Source organism: Bradyrhizobium sp. 1, from assembly GCF_023073315.1.
Taxonomy (GTDB): domain Bacteria; phylum Pseudomonadota; class Alphaproteobacteria; order Rhizobiales; family Xanthobacteraceae; genus Bradyrhizobium.
In genome coordinates this window covers 282,177-305,285 of record NZ_JADPJH010000028.1, presented here as the reverse complement: position 1 = coordinate 305,285, position 23,109 = coordinate 282,177, and the positions used below count along the sequence as shown (strand labels likewise).

The window sequence follows — 23,109 nt, the reverse complement described above, 5'->3', positions numbered from 1 at the left end:
GGCGCTTCGCGCCACCTTCTCCCACAAGGGGAGAAGGAAGAAAGCAGCGGGCAATCCTTACTAGGCCTTCAACCGCTCCGCATGCCAGTGCAGATGATCGCCCATGAAGGTCGAGATGAAATAATAGCTGTGGTCATAGCCCGGCTGCCGCCGCAGCGTCAGCGGGATGTTCGCCTTGGTGCAGGCGGCCTCCAGCAGCTCGGGCTTGAGCTGCTCCTTCAGGAAATTATCGGCCTCGCCGACATCGACCAGGAAGCCGGAATATTTCGCGCCGTCCTCGATCAGCGCGACCGTGTCGTGGTTGCGCCACGCATCCTTGTTGGGCCCGAGATAGCCGGTCAGCGCCTTGATGCCCCAGGGCACTTGCGATGGCGCCACGATCGGTGCGAACGCGCTTGCCGCGCGATAGCGATGCGGATTGCGCAGCGCGATCGTCAGCGCGCCGTGGCCGCCCATGGAATGGCCCATCACCGATTGCCGCATGGCATCGACCGGAAAGTTTTCCGCCACGAGCTTGGGCAGCTCGTCGGTGACATAGCTCCACATGCGATAGTTGCGCGAAAATGGCTCTTGCGTCGCATCGACATAGAAGCCGGCCCCTAAGCCAAAATCATAGGCATTGTTGGCATCGCCAGGCACGTCGGGGCCGCGCGGAGAGGTGTCGGGCGCGACGAAGATCAGGCCGAGCTCGGCGCAGGCCTTGCGGAATTCGCCCTTCTCGGTGACGTTGGCATGCGTGCAGGTGAGGCCGGAGAGATACCAGACCACGGGAAGCTTTGCGCCGTCGGCATGCGGGGGAACATAGACCGAGAACACCATGTCGGTTCCGGTCGCCTGGCTGGCGTTGCGATACACGCCCTGCACGCCGCCATAGGATGTATTGGTCGAGACAGTCTGGATCGTCATGCCGTTTTGCTCCGTGGCATCTCACCACATCAAGAATGCAACGCTTGTGTGACCGAATTTGTGGCGATGCGTATCGTCAGGCAACGCCGCTGTCCATCGCCAATCGCACCAGCTCGACCGAGGTCTTCACGCCGAGCTTCTGTCGCATGATCGAGGAGGTGTTGGCGACCGTCTTATAGGACGATTGCACCAGCCAGGCGATCTCGGACAGGCTCTTGCCGGCGCTGAGCAGCCGCAAAATCTCCATCTCGCGCGCGTTCAGCTTCGATAGCGGGCTTTGCGACAGCGCAGGTCCCGCAAAGGCGATACTGCGCGCGATTGCGCTCGGCAAGTAGGTGCCGCCGCTTCCGACGGTGCGGATCGCCTCGACGAGATCGTCGGGGTCGCCGGTCTTGGACACATAGCCCTTGGCGCCGCATTCGATCGCGCGGGCGGCAAACGCAGGGTCGTCGTTCATGCTGAACATAATGATGCGGGCTTCCGGCGCGCGCTCGAGGATGCGGCGCGCCAGCTCGAAGCCGGAGACGGTCGGCAGGTTGATGTCGATGACGCAGAGGTCGGGGCGTTCCACGATGAAGACGCACTCGCCGTCCTCGGCGTCGGCAGCCTCCAGAATCTCGATCTCGCCCTCGTCGGCCAGCACGGCACGGCAGCCGGAGGCGACGATGGGATGATCGTCGACGATCAAAATGCGCATAGGCGTTCCTCGCGACAGCGTCTTGGCCTGTTTCGCGCCCGGCCGGGATTGCTGTACGCTTTCGATTAGATATCGGGCGCTTCGCCTCTGTCAACGTCATCGGACAGGTGCTGGCAAGTCTTCGCAGGTAGCAGGCGGCACCAATGTGGCAAAATCTATCCTTGCGCGCGCGCATCAACCTACTGCTGGCGCTTCTGCTGGCACTGGGGCTCGCGGTGAATATCGGCCGCCAGGTCGCGGAGGCAGGTCCTCGCGTGCAGGCCGAGGACCAGAGCGTGATCCGCCTTGCCCGCGAGTTCATCGAGATGATCGTGGCGGACCTGAACGAGGCGCCCGATCCGGATGCGAGGCTGAACCAGATTGCGCGCGATCTCAGCCGCCTGCGCCATGTCAGCATCGCGCTTAGGGATTCCGGCGGGAACCCGCTGACGGCGCCGCGCCCTGACACCGATGACGACACGCGCGGGCCGCCGGCCTGGTTCGTCAGCCTGGTTCACCCTGAGCAGACCGCGGTCAGCGTGCCGGTCTCGATCCATGGCAAGCCCGGCTCGCTCGTCATCACCTCGCATCCCGATGACGAGATCGCCGAGATCTGGGACGCCATCGTGACGCAGCTCGAGGTCGGCTCGGTGATTGCGCTCGCGCTGTTTTTCTTGATGATGACGGTGGTCGGCCGCGCACTGACGCCGCTCCAGTCTTTGGCGCAGACCATGACCGAGATCGAGAGCGGCCACTATGACGCCCGTGTCACACCCGGCGGGGCGCCGGAGTTGGCCGCGATCTGCACCAAGCTCAACCATCTGGCGGCGACGCTCAGTGAGGCGGTGGAGGACAAGCGGCGCCTCGCCGAGCGCACGGTGTCGGCCCAGGACATCGAGCGCAAGGAGATCGCGCGCGAGCTGCATGACGAGTTCGGGCCGTATCTGTTCTCGCTGCGCGCGCATGCGAGCGCGCTGGCAAAGCTTGCGGACGGGCGTGCCCCGAACGCGGATGCCGTGCGAAAACATGGCAGCGCCTTGCTCGAGCAGATCAACGCGCTCCAGCAATTCACCCGCCGCGTACTGGAGCGGCTGCGGCCGGTCGGCCTTGCCGAGCTCGGCCTCGGCCAGGCGCTTGAATCGCTGTCGCGGCTGTGGCGGGAATCGTATCCCGACGTCAGAATCGAAACCACGATCTCACCGAGCCTGGGGGCGACTGGAGAGACCGCCGACCTCACCATCTATCGCGTCGTTCAGGAGGCGCTCACCAACGTGTTCCGCCATGCCGGCGCGACCGCGGTCAACGTCGTCATCGAGCCCGCGGACCAGGTGACGCGCGATGGCCGTGGCTGCGCCCGGGTGCGGGTCAGCGATAACGGCCGCGGCATGGAGCCGGGCCAGAAGCTCGGCTTCGGCCTCGTCGGCATGCGCGAGCGGATTCTGGCGCTGGGCGGCACCCTCAATGTCGTCTCCGGCGACGGCGGTTTGACCGTCGAGGCGCTGGTGCCGACTGCGGCGGCCTGATCGCTTCGCAGGCAATCGGGAAAAATTCCCGATTTTGTCGGGAAAACGGGCGCGGAGATTGCCCGACCTTTTGTGGCTGGCGGGATTGCGACTGCCGATTACACTCGTCTCGACCAAACGGCGAAAATCAAAACAGCCGGTGGTCACGGATGGGAATGCAGGGATGGGCAAGCGCCTTAGGTTCAAGCGTCGTGTGTTGATGGCCTCGGTTTCGACGGGGCTGCTATCGGGGTTGGTCTTTGCGAGCCATGCCGGGGCCGCGCAGGACGAGGAGACCAACGTTCAAAATCTCCCGGCGGTCGAGGTGGCGGCGTCGCCATCCACCGTCAGGCGCAGTGCGCCGTCGCGGCCGGTCGCGCGTGCGGGGGCTTCGTCGTCGAACCGGCCCAAGACGCGCATGTATGTCTACCCGACCTCGCCGGGCACCGGCCGAGGTCTCGATGTCGACAAGGTTCCGTCGGCGGTCAATGCCGTCGATGCCAACCAGATCAAGCGCACCGGCTCGCTCAACGTCACCGATGCGCTGCGCGACAACATCCCCGGGGTCAGCATCAGCGAAGTCACCGGCAATCCGTTCCAGCCGAATGTCGAATTCCGCGGCTTCGTCGCTTCGCCCGTGGTGGGCACGCCGCAAGGCCTCGCCGTGTACCAGAACGGCGTCCGCATCAACGAGGCGTTCTCGGACGCCGTCAACTGGGACCTGATCCCGACCGCCGCGATCAGGTCGGTGACGCTGGTGACGAACAATCCCGCCTTCGGCCTCAATGCGCTCGGCGGCGCCATTAATCTGCAGATGAAGGACGGCTTCACCTATCAGGGCGCCGAGCTCGATCTGATGGGCGGCTCGTTCGGCCGCATCCAGGGCTCGGCGCAATGGGGCAAGACCGTCGACAAGAACTACGGCGTCTACGCCGCGCTCGAAGGTCTGCACGACAACGGTTTTCGTAACTTCTCGCAATCGGACGTGCGGCGCTTCTACGGCGATGTCGGCTACAAGGCCGGCGACAGCGAATTCCACGTCAACATGGGCGTCGCCAAGAACGATTTCGGCGCCAGCGCCACCGTTCCCGCCGAACTGCTCGATAAATATTGGGGTGCGACCTACACGACGCCGCAGACCACGTCCAACCGCGTCGGCTATCTCAACCTGACCGCCAAGGCCGATGCGACGCCGACCTGGACGCTCGAAGGCAACGCCCATGTGCGCAGGTACGAGCAGAAGCTCGTCGACGGCAATCCGACCGACACGCAGGAATGCACCGATCCGGGGCTCGCTGGCCTGCTTTGCTTCGGCGACGGCGCCACCCCCGCGAACGGCACGAACGGCTTGCCGCTTGCCAATCCCTTCGCCGCGGGGACCATCCTCGGCGAGATCGATCGAAGCTCGATCCGCTCGACCACCTTCGGCGTGTCGGGGCAGGCCACCAACACCGATCAACTGCTCGGGCACGACAACCGCTTCGTGTTGGGCGCGACCTACGATGCCAGTGTCACGCGCTACAACGCCACCGCCGAGATCGGCTCGATCGGAGAGAACTACGTCGTCAGCGGCAGCGGCCTCTTCCTTGGGCCGACAGGCACGCCAGACACCGGCTTGGCCGGTCCCGTCTCGCTGCGGACCGTCAACCAGTATAACGGCCTGTACGCGATGGACACGTTCAACGTCACCGATGCGTTCGCCATCACCGGCGGCGGCCGCTTCAACGTGGCGCGCATCTCGTTGGAGGATCAGCTCGGCACCGCCCTCAACGGCGATCACACCTTCACCCGCTTCAATCCTGTGATTGGCGGCACCTACAAGATCACGCCCGAACTGACGGCCTATGCCGGCTATTCCGAGGCCAACCGCGTGCCGACGCCGCTCGAGCTCGGCTGCGCCGATCCGAACAATCCCTGCCTCATCGCGGCGTTTCTCGTCTCCGACCCGCCCTTGAAGCAGGTCGTGTCCAAGACGGTGGAAGCGGGCCTGCGCGGCAGCAAGGAGCTGAACATCGGCACGCTCGGATGGAAGATCGGCGGCTTCCGCGCCACCAACTACGACGACATCCTCGCCGTTCCCGTTCCAGGCCGCACCGGCTTTGGCTATTTCTCCAATGTCGGCCGCACCAGGCGGCAGGGGTTGGAGGCCGAAATCAACATCAAATCGCCGACGCTCCAGTTCCAGGCGAGCTACGCTTTCGTCGACGCCCGCTTCCTCGACGCCTTGACCCTCGGCTCCAACAGTCCGTTCGCCGATGGCGACGGCAACATCCAGGTCTCGCCCGGCAACCAGATTCCCGCGATCCCGCGCCATCGCATCAAGGTCGGCGTCGACTACGCCGTGACCGACCTCTGGAAGGTCGGCGGCAACGCGATCTTCGTCTCAAGCCAATACATCGTCGGCGACGAGTCCAACCAGTATGCGAAGCTGCCGTCCTACACCGTGTTCAATCTCCACACCTCCTATCAGGTGACGAAGAATTTTCAGCTCTACGGCCGCGTCGACAACGTCTTCGACAAACGCTACGCCACCTACGGCACCTTCTTCGACACGGGGGCCTTGCCCAATTTCACCACCGGCACCGGCTTCAACGACCCGCGCTCGCTCAGTCCGGCGAGGCCGAGGGCGTTTTATGCGGGGATGCGGGTGACGTTCTGAACGGATGCGGTGCAGCGGATTGTCTTTCGCCGCGCCCGCGCCTGGGTGCCGGCCCTGCATGGTTCTACTTCAGGCCGATTGACTCATTGTTCATGATTTGTTCTTATGCTGGCGGTCCAGCCAAGGAGCCACCATGGACACCCGCATCAATCAAATCCGCAGAATTATCAGAGCGTTGCGCGTCAGTATGCGTGAAGCCGAGGCGATCATGCACGAGCAGATCAATCGGGATGAGGATTGTACCTTCGTGGCCGAGGAGGTCATGAAGATGCGCGTCGTCATGGGCGGCCTGGTCCAGGAGCGCGCCGCTCTGGGTGATACCGATCCAATCATCGTCGCCAGCCTGTTCATTCCGCGCCGGCGGCCGACGCCACCGCGCGCTCGTCTCGATCAGCCGCGCCTTGTTCTTCCCAGGGTGGTGGCACGGGCATGAAGGGCGAGAAGCCGACCTATTTCACCGACATGCAGGAGCCGCCGGAATTTCTCAGGGCACTCGAGCATGCGCGGCGCCTGTCTTGCTATGAAGGGTGGTGCCGGATGCACATCGAAGCCATCCAGGTCGCGATCGATCAATATGCGGAAGCAGCTCTCGGCAATCGCGAGTTCTTCCTCAACAAGCCGCACAGCATTGGCGGGAGTCGGAGGAGCGGCGACGTGCCGTGAAGCCGTGGATTCCGTCCGGGCGCGGGTTTTTCCCGAGCATGGATCGCCGTGCCCCGTTGCTGCTTTACCGTTCGGAAACCATGGCAAATGATCCGAAAACTTTAACGAAACTGGTGGGCTGTCTCCGCGTCGGTTTGTCGGAGGGTCCGTGTGATGACAGAACACCAGTTGAGAGAGCAGGAATTCCAGATCGCGCGTTATCGGCGCCTGGAGCGGGAAGTGACCGATCCCCTGGCCGCGTCCCTGCTTCACAGCATCGTCGAGGAACTTGAAGAAGAGCTGCGCAGGGGCCATCCGGATTGGCCCGGACCGCGGGATTAACTCATTCTTAGCGCTGATCATGCGGATTGTGGGCGAGGGAAGACCAAGGGAAGACGGCTCCCATGCTCAAGGACGGCACCTACGCTGCGTGGTACAAGACGCCGCTCGACCAGGGCACCGGGATCGTCCATGTCGCAGACGGCCAGATCTGGGGCCGCGACAGCCTGATGACGTATCACGGTTCCTGCAAGGTCGACGGAGATCGCTTCACCGCGACCGTCTCGACCAAGCGTCATACCGATGGACGAGCAACCGTCTTTGGCGTCGAAGACGAGCTGACGCTGCAGATCGAGGGGACGTGCCTCGGCAAGATCGCAACTTACACCGCGACGGCAGGACAGGCGCCGGGCGTCGTCCTGAAGGGAACGCTCATTCTGGCCGAGCAGCAGCCGCCCGCACCTGAACGAGCCGGGCCGGCACCGGCGTTCAATCCCGACAAGCTGCAAAAATTGCCGAAGCGCTCGCGCTGAGGGGCCCGTGGCGCTCTTTGCGGACAGGAGAGCTGATTTCGGCTCGTGATCCGGAGCAAACGTGGATCGCTGGCCTAGTGTGAGGGACTGCAGGCCAGCTCCTTGATCCTTCCGGCGGCGTCAAATGCAAAGAGCGCGCTCATGACACCAGCACTGGTGACATAAGAGATCATGGTTCCATCGTCCGAGGGATTGAGGTCGTCCAACGTGCCTGCCGGATATTTTCGGAGGCGATCGACCCAGTAGGCGCGAAGTGCCTCGCGGCCCCTAATGGTTTGGACGCCACAGCAGCCGCAGTGCACAACGGCATCCTCGGCATACAGCTCCAGGATCGCTTCGATATCGCCCGCGCGATAGGCATCAAGCCAGTCGACCGCAACGGCCATCGGGTCAAAGGACATCGTTTTCGCTCACATGCCGTCCGAATCGGGTTCAGGCTCGGGAACCGCCAAGCCTCTTTTGATTTTAATATCCCACCCGGCCACGGCCATATGGCGAAGGACATAGAGGACCGGGCCGAGGGCAAAGGCGATGTTGGACGCGTCCGCCAGGCAGGGGACATTCAAGCCCATCCGGGTTGTGATCGTCGATCCACAGCCGATCGTTCTCCAGGGACTGCGGTCGGTCCTCGGGACACAGCCGGACTTCGATGTCGTCGCATCGTCCAGCGATCGGGCAAGCTGCCTCCAAGCAATTCGGAATCTGACACCCGACGTCGCGCTTCTTGCCGACAAGGTGCCGAACCTGACGGTCTCCGAGATTCTCGCGGTTGTGAAGGCTGAGAAGCTTTCCACGCGCGTTGTGTTCTTTACCGAGTCCGACAGCGACCACGATCTGACTGCAGCCATCGCTGCCGGCGCCTGCAGCGCAATTTCGAAATATGCCTCTCCCGTCACCATGCTGCGATCACTGAGGCTGATGGCGAAGAACGGTGTGTCGCTGAAACAGTCCGATCTCTCGCCAAGCGGCAAGGAAGCGGACGGTGACGGCAAAGTCGAAAACATGCTGGAGCTATTGACGGACCGGGAGCGTCAAATTGCGCGCCTGGTGTCGGAAGGGATGTCGAACAAGGAGATCGCGCGCCAGCTGAATGTTTCGCACGGGACGGTCAAAGTCCACCTCTACAACATTTTCCAGAAGCTTGAGATCACCAACAGAACCGTGCTTGCGACCATCGCCTTGTTGCAACGTCCTTCCGGCTTCGGGACGCTCTCGCTGGCCTTTCTGGCGCTCGCAATTGCAGACGAACTCAAGGCGTCGGAAGCCAACGACGTCTTTCCGGACGAGAACGGCGTCGGCCATGTGGACGAGCACGCAGGGTATGAGCCTTGGAAAAAAGGGATTCTCCGACACCTCGTCGTCTGGGAATCCGGCGAGACGCCCACGCTCGCCCAGAGAGACTTGTTCGCCAAGGCCGCCCAAATCACGAACCCGGCGGCGGCAATGGAAGCGCTGCGCATGGCCGAGCAATCCGGAGGCTCGAAACCGTGGACACACTACGCTTCTGCTGGGTCGAGCGCGCCCGATTTTCCAGCGCGTTTGCTGCGAGAAGCAATCGACATACAGATCGGTGACGACCCGGCCCGAGAACATCAATTCCCGCGGCTTCTTACCAATGCGATGTCGATGCACGGAGGGTATGGCAATTTTGCCATTCTCGCCGGTGCGTTGATCTACGCACTGCAGGACCCCCATCTCGCCGTCCACGCGCATGAGCTCCGCGAAGCGTCGATCGACAGCGTCCTGGCCATCACCGAAGAGAATGCGACCACAAAACTGGCCGCGATCACCCATGCTGCCGCCAATCATGTCGACAATTCAGGACCGGCTTTCCTGTCGCACGATGTCCGCCCGTCTTCCGCCGTTGTCGCCATTGGACACGACGACGTCGCTCAAGAAGGCACTCTGGTCCAAAACGGCGCAGGCGATGAGGGGGATAATTTCCATAAACATGTTGGCGCGGACCTCGGTCACGAGGCCAGTATCGGCATAGCCGGCAACGCTGGAACCGTTGTTGATCGTTCCCCGATCGATCCCAGGTCTAGCGACTCCAAGTCAACCTCTTCCGATTCCGTCTTCGATTTCGCATCTGGGCTGGGCAGGATCAATCTCGCCGCGTTCGGAGCCCTGGCTTGGCTGCATATGACGGCGGCGACCAAGTCGATACCGCCACATACACTCGCCTGGGTCTACAATTCCGCGACCAATGAAACGATCGTCTATGTGAATCCGACCGATCGGGTTCTCGATGTCGGGGATCGCGGCGTGGTGGAAATTCATCTGGAGGGGATTGTCTCCATTGCGGAGGCGGACGTCGTCTCCGACCCACATGGGGCAGTTGTCGCGACCACCTTGGAGCAGCTCGAAGCAGCGCTGATATCGGCGGCTGCAACCGATGAGACTGTTCTGAGTACGGATAACATCCGTGCCATTGGCGATGAGGGCGAGAGCACGATTGGGACGGCTGGAGTCTGGACCGTTCTGGACGACGACGGCTTGGGCTTCCGGTTCGGGCACTCTCGGACCGGCTTGGGGGCGTCGACGAGCTCCAGAACTTCCACGAGCGATTCGACGGATGCGGCGGAAGAGAGCGCTGGTGCATCCGGTGAGCCGGCCAAAATATCGTCAATCGCGCTTGCACATAGCGCGGCGGTTCCGGCGGCTGAAAATCTCACAACCAACGTCGAACCGGGGGTTGCCGCGGCGGATAGCGCGGGCCATGGCAACTCGCAGCACGCTTCGGAGCCAGGGCCTGCAAAGGCGGCCACGGAGATGGCCGAAGCGAACTCCAAGCCGGACCATGGCGCCGGCCACGACAATGAGCATCATTCCCCCGCTTCAGACGGCTCGCCGGGGTCAGCGAGCACGGCAGAACCGAGCGGCGCGGAACACGGCAAATCGGGGCACTCAAGCTCTGCAAAGGCAGCGGGAGCCGCCGAGAGCGTCGAAGCGGCGGACAAAACGAACCATGGCAACTCGCAGCACGCGTCAGAGCCAGGACCTGCAAAGGCGGCCACGGACACGGCCGAAGCGAACTCCAAACCGGGCCATGGCGTCAGCCACGACAATGAGCATCATTCGCCGGCTTCGCACGACTCGCCGGAGTCAGCGAGCACGGCAGAACCGAGCGGCGCAGAACACGGCAAGTCGGGCCATTCAAGCTCTGCAAAGGCATCGGGATCCGGCGAGAGCGTCGAAGCGGCGGACAAGACGAACCATGGCAACTCGCAGCATGCTGCGGAGCCAGGCCCTGCAAAGGCGCCCACGGCGATGGCCGAAGCGAACTCCAAACCGGGCCATGGTGTCGGCCATGACAATGAGCCTCATTCCCCGGCTTCGGACGGCTCGCCGGAATCAGCGAGCGCGGCAGAGCCAACCGGCGCAGAACACGGCAAATCGGGGCACTCAAGCTCTGCAAAGGCAGCGGGAGCCGCCGAGAGCGTCGAAACGGCAGACGAAACGAACCACGGCAACTCGCAGCACGCTTCGCAGCCAGAGTCCGCAAAGGCGGCAGCCGCGGAGCCGGGTGAAACTGGCTTCACACCGGGCAACCACGGCGCCGATCATGCCGCGGCTACGAACGCCGAGAGTGCGTCAGCGGCTGTGCAGACGGCAGAACTGGGCGTCGCGCAGCACGGCAAGTCGGGCCACGACTTACCGTCAGATGCTGCAAACCCGGTTAAAGCAGCGCCCGACACCGGCGGCGCGCATCGAGAACTGGTATTTCACTTCGACAGCGGGACGACGCCTTCCCCTCTCATCGCGGTCGTCGAGCCCACAGATCTCCATGATCCGCACGGCCTGCACCTTCCGCCCGGTCAGGACGCGGACCTCTATGCCAGTGTCAAGACTCCCCCCGATGCAGTGGACGAACACGCGGCCAATCACGGCAATCATGCAACCCATCATGCCATTGTACCTGCGCCTCATGACCTGCTGATTTGAAGTGTTCGTCATTGCTGAGAAAGCGCGCGACAGCGAGGCTAGATGCTGAGTAGGCCACCGTCTGCTTTCCAAGGGCATCGGCGCGTTATGCGGCGATTCAGGCAACTGTCCGAACCTGACGGGCGGTTCGGCCGCCGGTACTTTTCAAACGGCCCGCGAACCGCCATTGTGCCACCGCCATGACGCAGAAGTGGAGCAGCATCACATGTCGGACAAGGTCTCGCGCCGCCAGTTTGCCAAACTGGCGGGGTTGTCCGCCGCCGGAATCGCACATCCTCTGCAAAGCGCCGACGCCAAACCTGTAGCGGCGCCGTCCAGCGCCAGCGGTTTTCCGGCGGGTTTCGTCTGGGGCACGGCGACGTCGTCCTATCAGGTCGAGGGGGCCGTCAACGAGGACGGACGAGGCGCCTCGATCTGGGACAAGTTCGTCCGCATCCCCGGCAAGATCGAGGATGGCACCACCGGCGACCGCGCCAATGAGCACTATCATCGCTACAAGGAAGATATTGCGCTCATTAGGGATCTCGGCTGCAAGGCTTATCGCTTCTCGATCGCCTGGCCGCGGGTGTTTCCGGACGGCGAGGGCAAGCCAAATCCGAAGGGGCTCGACTTCTACAATCGCCTGGTCGACGAGCTGCTGAAGAACGGCATCGAACCCTGGATGACGCTGTATCATTGGGACCTGCCGCAATCGCTCCAGGACCGGTTTGGCGGCTGGCGCTCGACCGAGACCTGCAAGATATTTGGCGATTACGCAGGCTATGTCGCCGAACGTCTCACCGATCGCGTCAAGAATGTGTTCACGCTGAACGAGAGTGGCCGCTTCGTCCAGTTCGGTTATGGCCTTGCCATCGATGCGCCCGGTATGACGCTGCCGCAGGCCGAGGTCAACCAGGTCAGGCACAACACCGCGCTTGCGCACGGGCTTGCGGTGCAGGCGGTGCGTGCCCGCGGCCGTCGCGGCACACGGGTGGGGCCGGCCGAGAACATCGACGTCTGCGTTCCCGCGATCGATACGCCCGAGCATGTCCGCGCCGCCGAGATCGCGCTGCGCGAGATGAATGCCGGCTATCTCAACGTCATCATGACCGGCCAGTATACCGACGCGTTCCTGAAATATGCTGGACACGATGCGCCGAAATACACCGACGCCGAGCTGAAGATCATCTCCTCGCCGGTCGATTTCCTCGGCCTCAACATCTACGCGCCGCAGAACTACGTGGTGCCGTCCGACCAGGGCGCGGGCTTCATGCCGCTGCCGATCCCGAAATCCTTCCCGCACATGAGTTCTGACTGGCTCCGCATCGCGCCGGAGACGATCTACTGGGTGCCGAAGCTGGCCGCAAAGATATGGAAGACGGATGCGATCTACATCACCGAGAACGGCACCTCCGGCGACGATGTGGTGACGCAAGACGGCAAGATCTACGACACCGACCGCATCATGTATTTGCGCAACTATCTCGCCCAGCTCCAGCGCGCCACCGCCGAAGGCGTGCCGGTGCGCGGCTATTTCCTCTGGAGTCTGATGGACAATTTTGAATGGGTGTTCGGGCTCAGCAAGCGCTTCGGGCTCTATCACGTCAATTTCGACACCCAGGTGCGGACGCCAAAGCTCAGCGCCAGCTTCTACCGCAACGTCATCGCGAAGAACGCGGCGGGCGCGTGATGTCTTCGCCTCTCCCCGCAAGCGGGGCGAGGCCGGAATTTGCGACAGCAAATTCCGGGTGAGGGGGACTCTCCGCGAGCCATCTGCCACCGTCCTCGCTGAAGCTCCCCCTCACCCGGATTTTCCGCTGCGCGTAAAATCCGACCTCTCCCCGCAAGCGGGGCGAGGTGAAGGAGGGGCGTCCCGCATTGACTCACCTCTCCTCCTGATTCAAAACCGCCCTCAACACTCATACAAGAGGACAACGCCAATGACCGATGCACTCATCATCGATGCCTGCCGCACCCCGCGGGGCGTCGGCAAGGCGGGCAAGGGAGCACTCTCGGGCATTCACCCGCAGCAGTTGGGCGCCACCGTGCTGCGCGCGCTCGCCGATCGCACCGGCATCAACACCGCCGATGTCGACGACATCGTCTGGGGCTGCAGTGCGCAGGTCGCAACGCAAGGCGGCGATCTCGGTCGCATGTCAGCACTCGATGCCGGCTATGACGTGCGCGCCAGCGCGGTGACGCTCGACCGCTTCTGCGGAAGCGGCATCACCAGCGTCAGCATGGCTGCAAATTCGATCATGGCGGGTTCGGAAGACCTCGTCATCGCCGGCGGCTGCGAGATGATGTCGATGGAGGGACGCCGCGGCGGCGGTCCGATGATGATGGACTCGGGCAATCTGCGCCTGCGTGCGCGGCATCCGCAATCGCACCAAGGCGTTTGCGCCGACGCGATCGCGACGATGGAAGGCATCGCGCGACGGGACGTCGACGCGCTTGGCCTCGAAAGCCAGAAGCGCGCAAGCTTGGCGATTGCTGGCGGCCACTTCAAGAAAAGCCTCGTGCCGGTGCATCGCGAAGACGGCAGCCTCGCGCTCGACCACGAGGAATATCCGCGGCCGCAGACCACGATGGAAGGGCTGAGCGCGCTGAAGCCCGCATTTCCTGCAATCGCCGATTATGCAATCGACGACAAGGGCACGACCTATCGCGGCCTGATCCTGCAGAAATATCCGGACCTGAATATCGACTTCATGCATCACGCCGGCAACTCGTCCGGCGTCGTCGACGGCGCCGCCGCGATCCTGCTGGCTTCGCCTGCTTACGCCAAGGCGCATGGCCTTAAAGCCCGCGCCCGCGTGGTGGCGATGGCGAACATGGGGGACTCGCCGACCCTGATGCTGAACGCGCCGGTGCCGGCTACGCGCAAGGTGCTGGCGAAGGCGGGGCTGACGATCGACGACATCGACCTGTTCGAGATCAACGAGGCCTTTGCGGTGGTTGCGGAAAAATACATCCGCGATCTCAAGCTCGACCGCGCCAAGGTCAACGTCAATGGCGGCTCGATCGCACTCGGTCATCCGATCGGCGCGACCGGCTCGATCCTGATCGGCACCCTGCTCGACGAGCTCGAACGGCGCGACCTCAAGCGCGGTCTCGTCACCATGTGCGCCGCGGGAGGCATGGCGCCAGCGGTCATCATCGAGCGCATTTAGCCTTTTTTTCAGGGTGAATCGCGCTTCCCCTCGCACAAAGAGTCCGGTCGTCGCTTGTCGAAAGCCGCGAATCAGCTTTAGCAAGGCAGCGTGCGGGCCTTTGAAACAAGGCAAAAACCGCTGCCCGAGGCTCCTCCCGCTCAGGAAGTAGCTAAAATGCAGGGGTTTTTGCCACAAAGGGCCAAAAAAGCCCGTAAAACCGCGACAAAACTGTGCAGAAGGCTATAGGCCTTCGCCGGTTGGTCTAATATGCAACCGTCAACGAATCAGAGGAGACACGATGGCAACCCAAATGTCCAAATCGCAGTTGATCGAAAAGATTGCGACCACCACCGAGCTTTCCAAGCGCGACGTCAAGAGCGTCATGGAGACGCTGACCGACGTCGGCCACAAGGAGCTGAAGAAGAACGGTCTGTTCCTGGTGCCGGGCTTCGCCAAGTTCGTGGTGATCAAGAAGCCCGCGACCAAAGCGCGCAAGGGCACCAACCCGTTCACGGGTGAAGAGATGATGTTCAAGGCCAAGCCGGCCCGGAAGATCGTCCGCGCCCGCCCGGTCAAGGCTGCCAAGGACGCCGTGGCCTGATAACGCAAAGGCCCCCTCGGAAGAGGGGGCCTTTTGTATCGAGCGACGTAGGGGCTGATACGGAGGGGATCAGCCCCTGCGGCGTTTGACCCGGACCGGGATCGGTTGAAGCCGCGGCTCGGGTCCTGCGAGTGCATCACGCACACGGTCGATAGCACGATCGAGCAACTGGCGCAGCCGCTGCGTTGTCCGCGATCGCTTCGCTTCTTCCAGCAGTTTCTTCATCGCATTCACTCCGCAGCTTCGACCTTCGCATCGACTTGGGCTTCCGCCGGCTCGAGCGCTGCGGCGATGGCCTCGTCGACGCGCTCGAGCCAGACGAATTCGAGCTTGTCTCGCGCGCTCTTCGGGATGTCGTCGTAGTCCCGCTTGTTGCGCGCCGGCAGCATCACCCGCTTCAATCCGGCAGCCGCCGCAGCCACCACCTTCTCCTTGATGCCGCCGACCGGCAGCACCAGGCCGCGCAGCGAGATCTCGCCGGTCATCGCGGTGTCGCTACGCACCGTGCGATTGGTGAGCAGGGACGTCAGCGCCGTGAACATCGCCACACCCGCGCTCGGTCCGTCCTTCGGGGTTGCGCCCGCCGGAACGTGAACGTGGATGTCGCTCTTCTCGAACAGCGATTGATCGATGCCGAGTTGCGTGGCCTTGCTCTTCACCAGCGTCAGCGCAGCCTGCACGCTCTCGCGCATGACCTCGCCGAGCTGGCCGGTCAGGATCATGCCGCCACGGCCTGATACGCGCGAGGCCTCGATGAACAGGATGTCGCCGCCGACCGGCGTCCAGGCAAGGCCGGTGGCCACGCCGGGAATGCTGGTGCGCTGTGCGATCTCGCCCTCGAAGCGCGGCTGGCCGAGCACGGTGCCGATGTCCTGGGCGGTCACCACGACCTTCGCGGCCGTACCTTCGGCAACCTGCACCGCAACATGCCGGAACAGTTTTCCGATCTCGCGCTCGAGGTTACGTACGCCCGCTTCGCGGGTGTAACCCTTGACGACAAGCTTCAACGCCTCCGGCTCGATCTCGGCCTGCTCCGCCGTCAGGCCGTTGGCTTCGAGCTGCCGCCGCACCAAATAACGCTTCGCGATCTCCAGCTTTTCCTCTTCGGTGTAACCGGCCAGGCTGATCAGCTCCATGCGGTCCAGCAGCGGACCCGGAATCTGGTCCAGCATGTTGGCGGTCGCGATGAACACCACGCGCGAGAGGTCGAAGGGCACGCCGAGGTAATTGTCCCGGAACGTCCCGTTCTGCTCGGGGTCGAGCACCTCCAGCATCGCAGCGGAGGGATCGCCCTGCACGCCGCGGCCCATCTTGTCGATCTCGTCCAGCATCATCACGCAGTTGCGCGTGCCGGCCTTCTTGATGCCCTGGATGATGTTGCCGGGCAGCGCGCCGATATAGGTGCGCCGGTGACCGCGGATCTCGGCCTCGTCATGCACGCCACCCAGGCTGACGCGTACGAAGGGACGATCCATCGCGCGTGCGATGGACTGGCCGAGCGAAGTCTTGCCGACGCCGGGCGGGCCGACGAAGCACAGGATCGGCGCCTTGCCCTGCGGTGCCAGCTTGCGCACCGCCAGATATTCGATGATCCGGCTCTTGATCTTCTCCAGGCCGAAATGGTCGGCATCGAGGATGCGACGTGCTTCCTTGATGTCGATCGGCTTTTCCGCGGGCAGCGCCCACGGCAGCTCGATCAGCCAGTCGAGATAAGTGCGGACCATGCCGGCTTCACCGGCAGCCTCCGGCATGCGCTCGTAGCGGCGCAGCTCCTTCTTGGCATGCGCATCCGCCTCCGGCGGCATGTTGGCCTTGGCGATAGCAGCCGTCAGCTCGGCGACCTCGGCGGCCTTGCCGTCGCCTTCGCCGAGCTGGCGCTGGATGGTCGCCATCTGCTCGCGCAGGATCGCCTCGCGCTGCCGCTCGTCGAAGCTGGCGCGGGTCTTCTGGCCGATCTCGTTGCTGATCCGCAGCACCTCAAGCCGCTCGGCCAGATGCTTCGACACCTTCTCCACGCGCAGAGCGAGGTCGATGGTCTCCAGCACCTCCTGCTTGTCCTGCGGCTTGATGTCCATGAACGAGGTCGCCAGGTCCGCCAGCGCGCCCGGCGCGCTGGTGCCCTGGAACATCGCGGCCAGCTCGGGCGGCGCCTGCGGCAGCAGCTCGATGGCCTCGATCGCCTGGCGCTGCAGGTTCAGTGCGCGGGCCTCGATCTCGGGCGAGGTCGTGGCCGGCTCCGGGATCTGCTGGAAGCGTGCGGCCAGGAACGGCGTCCCCGGCAGGAAGTCGAGGATGCGCGCGCGCTGGACGCCCTGGCAGACGATGTGATGGGTGCCGTCGGGCGCGGTGATGTAGCGCACGATGTTGGCGATCGTCGCGACCCGGTAGAGATCGTCCGCACCCGGTTCATCGGTTTCGGGGCTGCGTTGCAGGACGATGCCGATCGGCCGTTGCTCGCGCAGCGCCTGCTGCGCGGCGGCGATCGACTTCGGCCGTGCGATCGCGATCGGCCCGATGGCGCCGGGGAACAGCACCATGTCGCGCACGGGGATGATGATCAGTGCGTCGGCGGGGATCTTCACGTCGGACTCGTTTTGCGTGGGATTCATTTGCTCGGTGGCCATGTTCGACCTCAGGATTTGGCGAGGCGCAGAGCGACGCAGCCGTCCATCACGAAGCGGCTGATGGCGTAGCGGCCGATGGGAAGCGCGATGCGCCGCTCGAAGCGGCCTTGCGGCAGCTCGAGCCGGTGGATGCGGGCGTTGCGCAGCTCCGGCGGCAGCGTGCGGTGGCCGGAGATGACGAGCACGCCGTCATGGATGACTGTCTCGACATTGTCGGGATTGACGCCCGGAAGCGCCACCAGGATCAGAAGCTCATGCTCGGTCTCGAGCACGTCGATCGGCGGCTCCCAGCAGGCTTCCTGACGGCCGAACTGCTGGCGCAGCCGTTCGGCGCGGGTCAGCTGGTCCAGCGCTTCGGACAGCATCCAGTCGAGGGGATTTTTGGGTTGCATGGCAAGACTCGGGGAAGGCGCTGCGGTTGGAAAACGAGGATATGGGGATGGTTCCTCAAATTTCCAGCATCGCGCGTTTGAGCATGCCTGCCTCTCCAACCGGAAGAGGCCCTTGCGGTCAGACGCATCGACGCCGCGGAGATGTTCCGCGGCGTCGAAGGCAACAATTGGGCGTAGCGCGCCGATCAGGCGGCTTCGCGATACTCGGCTTCCGCTTCGAGGTTGATGACGGAGGTCGCGAGCTCGGTCAGCGCGTGGTCGGTCGCCTCTTCCTCGTCCAGCGTATCCTGGAGCAGCCTGGCTACCTCCGGCATGCCGAGCTCCTCGGCCCAGGTGCGCAGCGTGCCATAGCGGGAGATCTCGTAATGCTCGACGGCTTGCGCCGCAGCTAACAGGCCGGCGTCGAGGGCAGGGGCGTTCTTGAAATCCTTCATGATCTCGGCGCCTTCGTCGGTGATGCCGTTGATGGCTTCGCAGGGCTTGCCGCGTGCCGGCTTGTCCAGCATCTTGAAGATCTGCTCCAGCCGTTTCACCTGGCCCTGCGTCTCGCGCAGATGCTTGTTGAAGGCCGCCGCAAGGTCCTTCGAATGCGCGGCCTTGGCCATCTTGGGCAGCGTCTTGATGATCTTGTTCTCGGCGAAATAGATGTCCTTCAGCGTCTCCAGAAACAGGTCGCTCAGCATCTTTGGCGCCTGACGCGGGCGGCGCGTTGCGGCCTTTTTCTTGTTCGCACGTTTCTTTGCTTTCTTAGCCATTGATCCTCCTCTTGAGGGGCACAGGAAGGCGATCCCGTCCTCAATCCTCGCGCGACCAAGACTTTGCGAGGGCAAATGTTCCTCGCGAAGGCCGCATCGAGCCGTTATGGATTGCGGCTGCACCTCGCGTGAGACCAGCCGCATGCTCGATTTCGCCCTGTCCGCCTTCGTGACGCTGCTGCTGGTGGTCGATCCCGTCGGCCTCGCGCCGGCCTTCCTGGCCGCAACCGGGGGCATGCCCGACAAGATCAAGCGGACCGTGGCGTTGCGCGCGCCGTTCATCGCGGCCTCGATCCTGATCGTGATCGCGTTGGCCGGAAACTGGCTGCTGCGCCAGCTCGGGATCGGCATCCCCGCCTTTCAGATCGCCGGCGGGCTGCTGCTGTTCGGCGTTTCCTACCAGATGATCTTCGGCGACCGTCCGCATCGCGATGCCCGCGAGGCCGACAAGGCGACCGCGGAGCATGCCTCCGATGTCGCGGTGTTCCCGCTGGCCATCCCCATGATGGCCGGTCCCGGCGCGATCGCGACCACGCTGCTGCTGGCGGGCGACGCCGGCTATGGGTCGAAGCTCGCCATCATCATCGCGATCGTCCTCGCGGTGTGCCTGCTCTGCATGCTGTGCTTCGTCTCCGCCGGTCTGATCGCCCGCAGCCTCGGCCGGACCGGAAACGCCGTGCTCTCGCGCGTGCTCGGCATGCTGCTCGCGGCCTATTCCGTGCAGTTCGTGATCAACGGCATCGCGGCCGTCCGGGCCAGCTTTTCGTAAGGCTGCTGAAATCTCTTAATTTGTTGATTTTACAATGTATTTCTTGATGTAACGGTACATCCAACAAGACGGTAGCCGATCCGGGCCGCTTTCTCTTGCACTGCCATATTGCTTTGACGTACTTCCGGTCTAACAAACGCCCATCGCCAAGAAGGTAGAGACGAAATCGGGATGTCGATGACAGCGGACGAGCTCGCCAAGAGACAGGCCATCATCGACGCCTGCCGCCGCATGAACGCGCTCGGCATCAACCAGGGCACCTCGGGCAATATCAGCGTCCGGCACGGCGACGGGCTCCTGGTCACGCCGACCAGCGTGCCCTATGAGGCCATGACGCCCGACCAAATCGTGTTGATGGCGATGGATGGCTCGCATGCGCCCCATCAGAAGCCGTCCAGCGAGTGGCGCTTCCATCTCGACATCCTGAAGGCACGCGATGACGTCAACGCCGTCGTCCATGCCCATCCGACCTATTGCACCATCCTGGCGATCATGGGCCTGGAGATCCCGCCCGTGCACTACATGATCGCGGCGGCCGGCGGCGACAGCATCCGCTGTGCGCCCTATGCTACCTTCGGTACGGCGGAACTATCCGCGCACGCTTTACGGGCGCTGGCGGGCCGGCTCGCCTGCCTGCTCGACCATCACGGCATGATCGCGATCGGCAAGACGCTGGACAAGGCGATGTGGCTCGCCGTCGAGGTCGAGACGCTGGCGCGGCAGTATCATGGCTGCCTCCAGATCGGGACACCGCCGCTGCTCTCGAGCGCCGAGGTCGAACGGGTCCGCCAGCGCATGGCCGGCTACGGCATGTCGGAAGGGTAGGGCGGGCAGACGGTGTTCGTGCGGATCAGACATATCGTCGATCGCAAGGGATCGAACCGCGTCATGGTTCGCCTGCGCGCGCTGTTGCGCAGCAACGAGTTCTACCTGATCCCGCTCGCCCTTGTGATCGGCACGCTTGCTGGGGCCATCGTGACGCTGATGGCCGAGATCGCGCAGATCGCCCATATGGTCATCTACGGTATTCCCATCGACGTTCGTCTCTCCGCCAATACGCGCGTCAGTCCCTGGGCGGCGCTGCTCGCGCCGGCGCTCGGAGGCTTGGCGCTCGGCATCATGGAATGGTGGCGGCGGCGGCTGAAGATCTCGAACGCAGTTGACCCGATCGAAGCGAACGCGCTGCGCGGCGGCAATCTGTCGATGCGCGACAGCGTCGTGGTGTCGAGCCAGACGCTGATTTCCAACGGCTGCGGCGCCTCGGTCGGTCTCGAGGCCGGCTATACCCAGATCGGATCGGGCATCGCCTCGCTGTTCGGCAAGTTCTTCAATCTGCGCCGCAACGACCTCCGCCTGATCGTCGGCTGCGGCGCCGCTGCCGCGATCGCAGCCGCGTTCGGCGCGCCCATCACCGGCGCCTTCTACGCCTGTGAGCTGATCGTCGGCGTCTATTCGGTCGGCAGCGCCGCGCCTATCCTGGCGGCATCGCTGGCGGGCGCGCTCACCGCGCAATGGCTCGGCGGCGCGCCATACTCCATCGAAATACCGAAGGTCAGCGCCGTCGGCGTCGAGCAATATCTGGCGCTGATCGGGCTTGCGCTCATCACCAGCGGCGTCGGCATCGCGGTGATGCGCTCCTCCTCGATGTTCGAGCGCCTGTTCAAATGGCTGCCGGTCTGGCTGCGCCCCGTAATCGGCGGCCTCATCGTCGGCGGCTTCGCCATCGTCACGCCGCAGGTGCTCGCGGCCGGCCACGGCGCCATGGTGCTCGATCTCTTCCACGACATGACCATCGGCCTGATTGCGATCATCATTGCCCTGAAGGTGACGGCCTGCCTGATCTCGCTTGCCTCGGGTTTTCGTGGCGGACTGTTCTTCGCCTCGCTGTTCGTCGGCAGCCTGATCGGAAAGTTCTTCTCCGCGGTGCTGCTGCTGATCAGCCCGAACTTCGTGATCGATCCGCTGGTGGCGATGCTGACGGGCATGGCGACGCTCGGCGTCGCCATCGTCGGCGGTCCGCTGACCATGTCGTTTCTCGTGCTCGAGATGACGCGCAATGTCGACGTCACCGCCGTGGTGCTCGCCGGCTGCATCGTCACCTCGATCTGCGTCCGCTTCATGTTTGGCCATTCGTTCTCGACCTGGCGCCTGCATCTGCGCGGCGAGACCATCCGGAGCGCCAACGACGTCGGCTGGCTGCGCAATCTGACGGTCGAGCGGCTGATGCGCTCTGACGTCGGCAAGGTGCCGTCGACCACGACGATCGCCGCCGTGCGCGGCGAATTCGCGCTGGGTTCGCGGCCCGGCATCGTCATCGTCAACAATGCGGACGAATATGTCGGCCTCGTCCTGCTGCCGGACCTGTTCTCCGGCGATCTGGATACCATCGCCGACGACATCCAGGTGATCGAGCTCGCGCGCCTCACCGACATCGTGCTGATCCCGGAAATGAACGTGAAGTCGGCGATGGCAGTGTTCGACGAGGCCGAAGCCGAGATGCTGGCGGTGGTCGATTCCACCGACAGCCGCAAGGTGGTCGGCTTCCTCACCGAGACGTTTGCCCGTCGCCGCTATGTCGAGGAGATCGACAAGGCGACGCGCGGCGTGCTCGGCGCGTTGACGTAGGCTTCGGCCGTCAGCCTGGTTGAGACGGAGCCGCGACGACGCAGGCCACGATCCGTCGGACCAGCGGCAGCACCATCAACAGTGTTGGAAAGGCGACCAGCCATGACAGCGCCCAGGCGCCCGGCCAGGTCGCGAGGAAGGCCGGCGTCGCGCCGAGGCTTTTGAGTGTCGATATGACCGACACAACGGCCGTCATGAGGATGGACAGCACGAATGGCATCACGACCGGCGCATAGCGCGCCGGCAGTTTGCGAACCGCAATCATCTGATTTCTCTTGAGGAAAAGGACGCGTCAGTCACGTTGAACCTTGCAAAACGGCATCGATCCCGACGGCGTCGGTTGATGCGTTGGTTCACGTAAAGCGCTTACGGCGACCGCAAAACGGCGCGGCTGTTCATTATCCGCTCAGGTTGAGTGGCGCAAGCTCGATCAGGTCGTTCGGTTTACAATCGTTCAAAGCGTGGCAGATTGCCGCGATGATGAAACCGTTTCAGTGGTTTGCGCATTACATATCGTTTGAGTATCTCTTTTTGGGCGAGAACAGAGGAAGGTCAAGATGAGTGTTAGACCCATGATTTCCGCAGTCAGCCGCAACACGCTGGTGGCCGCGTTCGCAAGCCTGGCACTGGTCGCAATCTCTGCGTCGCCTTCGGACGCGGCGTCCTCCGGATCCGCGAAGGCGGTCACGGCGGGCCCGGCCTCCTCGGACGCCACCGATTTCAGCGCGGCGCGGCGTCGCCACTATTCTCGACGCGGGTCGAACGCAGCGGGCCTCGCCTTTATGGGCGCCGCGGCGGGCATCATCGGCGGGGTGATCGCCGAGCAGCGCCGCCGCGACTATTATGAGGACAACTATTATCGGCCGCGTCCTTACTACGGCGGTCACGGCTATTACGGCGGTAACCCTTATTATTACGATCCGGGCTACTGATACCGCCGTATCGAGCGGTCGCTTTCGCGCGCGTTTTTAAGGCTTCACTGAAGGGGCGGTGCCTGGCGCCGCCCTTTCCGTTGCTTGCGGACGATCCGCCGTACGCCCTGTTTCGCGAGCATGTCAGTCGTCTGA

22 protein-coding genes are annotated in these 23,109 nt (G+C 63.6%); 14 read left to right on the top strand and 8 right to left on the bottom strand.

All coding sequences use genetic code 11. From position 1 onward, the window contains the following. Positions 1-60 precede the first annotated feature (60 nt). Both fghA and IVB29_RS23865 read right to left on the bottom strand, forming a co-directional pair. The gene (gene fghA / locus IVB29_RS23870) at positions 61-906 is read right to left on the bottom strand and encodes an S-formylglutathione hydrolase (protein WP_247505846.1); all 846 of its coding nucleotides are present in this window, start codon (positions 904-906) and stop codon (positions 61-63) included. 76 nt (positions 907-982) lie between these two features. Next, entirely contained in the window at positions 983-1,603 is a 621-nt protein-coding gene (locus tag IVB29_RS23865) for a response regulator transcription factor (RefSeq protein ID WP_247505845.1), read from the bottom strand. Between the two features lie 143 nt (positions 1,604-1,746). Between IVB29_RS23865 and IVB29_RS23860 the strand changes: the two genes are divergently transcribed. From IVB29_RS23860 to IVB29_RS23835, 6 genes are all read left to right on the top strand, one after another. Next, a complete protein-coding gene (locus IVB29_RS23860) occupies positions 1,747-3,105 on the top strand; it encodes a histidine kinase (protein ID WP_247505844.1) in 1,359 nt (452 codons plus the stop codon). 163 nt (positions 3,106-3,268) lie between these two features. Continuing rightward, a complete protein-coding gene (locus IVB29_RS23855; protein WP_247505843.1) occupies positions 3,269-5,743 on the top strand; it encodes a TonB-dependent receptor in 2,475 nt (824 codons plus the stop codon). Between the two features lie 133 nt (positions 5,744-5,876). Next, positions 5,877-6,176: a hypothetical protein gene (locus tag IVB29_RS23850; protein ID WP_247505842.1), complete on the top strand. Its 300-nt coding sequence runs from the start codon at positions 5,877-5,879 to the stop codon at positions 6,174-6,176. Further along, complete coding sequence (locus IVB29_RS23845; protein WP_247505841.1) at positions 6,173-6,406, top strand: hypothetical protein; 234 nt, start codon at positions 6,173-6,175, stop codon at positions 6,404-6,406. The genes IVB29_RS23850 and IVB29_RS23845 overlap by 4 nt, the downstream gene beginning before the upstream one ends. A gap of 153 nt (positions 6,407-6,559) precedes the next feature. Further along, a complete protein-coding gene (locus IVB29_RS23840; RefSeq protein WP_247505840.1) occupies positions 6,560-6,727 on the top strand; it encodes a hypothetical protein in 168 nt (55 codons plus the stop codon). 62 nt (positions 6,728-6,789) lie between these two features. Beyond that, positions 6,790-7,197, top strand: a complete 408-nt coding sequence (locus IVB29_RS23835) for a hypothetical protein (protein WP_247505839.1) — start codon at positions 6,790-6,792, stop codon at positions 7,195-7,197. Between the two features lie 74 nt (positions 7,198-7,271). Here the strand turns inward: IVB29_RS23835 and IVB29_RS23830 are convergent, their stop codons facing one another. After that, on the bottom strand, positions 7,272-7,598 hold the full coding sequence (locus IVB29_RS23830; protein ID WP_247505838.1) for a nuclear transport factor 2 family protein: 327 nt from the start codon (positions 7,596-7,598) through the stop codon (positions 7,272-7,274). Between the two features lie 130 nt (positions 7,599-7,728). Between IVB29_RS23830 and IVB29_RS23825 the strand changes: the two genes are divergently transcribed. The 4 genes from IVB29_RS23825 to IVB29_RS23810 all read left to right on the top strand — a co-directional run bounded on the left by IVB29_RS23825 (position 7,729) and on the right by IVB29_RS23810 (position 14,877). Then, the gene (locus tag IVB29_RS23825; protein ID WP_247505837.1) at positions 7,729-11,142 is read left to right on the top strand and encodes a response regulator transcription factor; all 3,414 of its coding nucleotides are present in this window, start codon (positions 7,729-7,731) and stop codon (positions 11,140-11,142) included. Positions 11,143-11,347: 205 nt separating this feature from the next. Then, positions 11,348-12,811, top strand: coding sequence for a GH1 family beta-glucosidase (locus IVB29_RS23820; protein WP_247505836.1), 1,464 nt, complete (start codon positions 11,348-11,350; stop codon positions 12,809-12,811). Between the two features lie 250 nt (positions 12,812-13,061). After that, positions 13,062-14,294, top strand: a complete 1,233-nt coding sequence (locus tag IVB29_RS23815; protein ID WP_247505835.1) for an acetyl-CoA C-acetyltransferase — start codon at positions 13,062-13,064, stop codon at positions 14,292-14,294. Between the two features lie 280 nt (positions 14,295-14,574). Then, positions 14,575-14,877, top strand: a complete 303-nt coding sequence (locus IVB29_RS23810; protein ID WP_092022584.1) for an HU family DNA-binding protein — start codon at positions 14,575-14,577, stop codon at positions 14,875-14,877. 69 nt (positions 14,878-14,946) lie between these two features. On the opposite strand, the gene IVB29_RS23805 is transcribed toward IVB29_RS23810, so the two are convergent. From IVB29_RS23805 to IVB29_RS23790, 4 genes are all read right to left on the bottom strand, one after another. Next, positions 14,947-15,102 (bottom strand): hypothetical protein, encoded by a 156-nt coding sequence (locus IVB29_RS23805; RefSeq protein ID WP_247505834.1) that lies wholly within the window; start codon positions 15,100-15,102, stop codon positions 14,947-14,949. Between the two features lie 5 nt (positions 15,103-15,107). Next, positions 15,108-17,501, bottom strand: a complete 2,394-nt coding sequence (gene lon / locus IVB29_RS23800; RefSeq protein ID WP_247505833.1) for an endopeptidase La — start codon at positions 17,499-17,501, stop codon at positions 15,108-15,110. 8 nt (positions 17,502-17,509) lie between these two features. After that, positions 17,510-17,893, bottom strand: coding sequence for an Hsp20/alpha crystallin family protein (locus tag IVB29_RS23795; RefSeq protein WP_247505832.1), 384 nt, complete (start codon positions 17,891-17,893; stop codon positions 17,510-17,512). 185 nt (positions 17,894-18,078) lie between these two features. Next, complete coding sequence (locus IVB29_RS23790) at positions 18,079-18,648, bottom strand: ferritin-like domain-containing protein (RefSeq protein ID WP_247505831.1); 570 nt, start codon at positions 18,646-18,648, stop codon at positions 18,079-18,081. 142 nt (positions 18,649-18,790) lie between these two features. On the opposite strand from IVB29_RS23790, the gene IVB29_RS23785 reads away from it, so the two are divergent. The 3 genes from IVB29_RS23785 (at position 18,791) to IVB29_RS23775 (ending at position 22,042) form a co-directional block, all read left to right on the top strand. Further along, positions 18,791-19,417, top strand: a complete 627-nt coding sequence (locus IVB29_RS23785; RefSeq protein ID WP_247505830.1) for a MarC family protein — start codon at positions 18,791-18,793, stop codon at positions 19,415-19,417. Between the two features lie 171 nt (positions 19,418-19,588). After that, positions 19,589-20,242, top strand: a complete 654-nt coding sequence (locus IVB29_RS23780) for a class II aldolase/adducin family protein (protein WP_247505829.1) — start codon at positions 19,589-19,591, stop codon at positions 20,240-20,242. A 12-nt stretch (positions 20,243-20,254) separates the two neighbouring features. After that, positions 20,255-22,042 carry a chloride channel protein gene (locus tag IVB29_RS23775; RefSeq protein WP_247505828.1) on the top strand — a complete coding sequence of 596 codons (1,788 nt, stop codon included), beginning with the start codon at positions 20,255-20,257 and terminating at the stop codon, positions 22,040-22,042. A gap of 10 nt (positions 22,043-22,052) precedes the next feature. Here IVB29_RS23775 and IVB29_RS23770 read toward each other — a convergent pair whose 3' ends face one another. Further along, the gene (locus IVB29_RS23770) at positions 22,053-22,307 is read right to left on the bottom strand and encodes a DUF2798 domain-containing protein (protein WP_247505827.1); all 255 of its coding nucleotides are present in this window, start codon (positions 22,305-22,307) and stop codon (positions 22,053-22,055) included. Between the two features lie 292 nt (positions 22,308-22,599). Between IVB29_RS23770 and IVB29_RS23765 the strand changes: the two genes are divergently transcribed. Next, on the top strand, positions 22,600-22,974 hold the full coding sequence (locus tag IVB29_RS23765; RefSeq protein ID WP_247505826.1) for a hypothetical protein: 375 nt from the start codon (positions 22,600-22,602) through the stop codon (positions 22,972-22,974). Positions 22,975-23,109 lie beyond the last annotated feature (135 nt).

Bases quoted from the DNA above. Each gene is read 5' to 3' on its own strand.
- fghA (WP_247505846.1), bottom strand. From the start codon at position 906: ATGACGATCCAGACTGTCTCGACCAATACATCCTATGGCGGCGTGCAG.
- IVB29_RS23865 (WP_247505845.1), bottom strand. From the start codon at position 1,603: ATGCGCATTTTGATCGTCGACGATCATCCCATCGTCGCCTCCGGCTGC.
- IVB29_RS23860 (WP_247505844.1), top strand. From the start codon at position 1,747: ATGTGGCAAAATCTATCCTTGCGCGCGCGCATCAACCTACTGCTGGCG.
- IVB29_RS23855 (WP_247505843.1), top strand. From the start codon at position 3,269: ATGGGCAAGCGCCTTAGGTTCAAGCGTCGTGTGTTGATGGCCTCGGTT.
- IVB29_RS23850 (WP_247505842.1), top strand. From the start codon at position 5,877: ATGGACACCCGCATCAATCAAATCCGCAGAATTATCAGAGCGTTGCGC.
- IVB29_RS23845 (WP_247505841.1), top strand. From the start codon at position 6,173: ATGAAGGGCGAGAAGCCGACCTATTTCACCGACATGCAGGAGCCGCCG.
- IVB29_RS23840 (WP_247505840.1), top strand. From the start codon at position 6,560: ATGACAGAACACCAGTTGAGAGAGCAGGAATTCCAGATCGCGCGTTAT.
- IVB29_RS23835 (WP_247505839.1), top strand. From the start codon at position 6,790: ATGCTCAAGGACGGCACCTACGCTGCGTGGTACAAGACGCCGCTCGAC.
- IVB29_RS23830 (WP_247505838.1), bottom strand. From the start codon at position 7,598: ATGTCCTTTGACCCGATGGCCGTTGCGGTCGACTGGCTTGATGCCTAT.
- IVB29_RS23825 (WP_247505837.1), top strand. From the start codon at position 7,729: ATGTTGGACGCGTCCGCCAGGCAGGGGACATTCAAGCCCATCCGGGTT.
- IVB29_RS23820 (WP_247505836.1), top strand. From the start codon at position 11,348: ATGTCGGACAAGGTCTCGCGCCGCCAGTTTGCCAAACTGGCGGGGTTG.
- IVB29_RS23815 (WP_247505835.1), top strand. From the start codon at position 13,062: ATGACCGATGCACTCATCATCGATGCCTGCCGCACCCCGCGGGGCGTC.
- IVB29_RS23810 (WP_092022584.1), top strand. From the start codon at position 14,575: ATGGCAACCCAAATGTCCAAATCGCAGTTGATCGAAAAGATTGCGACC.
- IVB29_RS23805 (WP_247505834.1), bottom strand. From the start codon at position 15,102: ATGAAGAAACTGCTGGAAGAAGCGAAGCGATCGCGGACAACGCAGCGG.
- lon (WP_247505833.1), bottom strand. From the start codon at position 17,501: ATGGCCACCGAGCAAATGAATCCCACGCAAAACGAGTCCGACGTGAAG.
- IVB29_RS23795 (WP_247505832.1), bottom strand. From the start codon at position 17,893: ATGCAACCCAAAAATCCCCTCGACTGGATGCTGTCCGAAGCGCTGGAC.
- IVB29_RS23790 (WP_247505831.1), bottom strand. From the start codon at position 18,648: ATGGCTAAGAAAGCAAAGAAACGTGCGAACAAGAAAAAGGCCGCAACG.
- IVB29_RS23785 (WP_247505830.1), top strand. From the start codon at position 18,791: ATGCTCGATTTCGCCCTGTCCGCCTTCGTGACGCTGCTGCTGGTGGTC.
- IVB29_RS23780 (WP_247505829.1), top strand. From the start codon at position 19,589: ATGTCGATGACAGCGGACGAGCTCGCCAAGAGACAGGCCATCATCGAC.
- IVB29_RS23770 (WP_247505827.1), bottom strand. From the start codon at position 22,307: ATGATTGCGGTTCGCAAACTGCCGGCGCGCTATGCGCCGGTCGTGATG.
- IVB29_RS23765 (WP_247505826.1), top strand. From the start codon at position 22,600: ATGAGTGTTAGACCCATGATTTCCGCAGTCAGCCGCAACACGCTGGTG.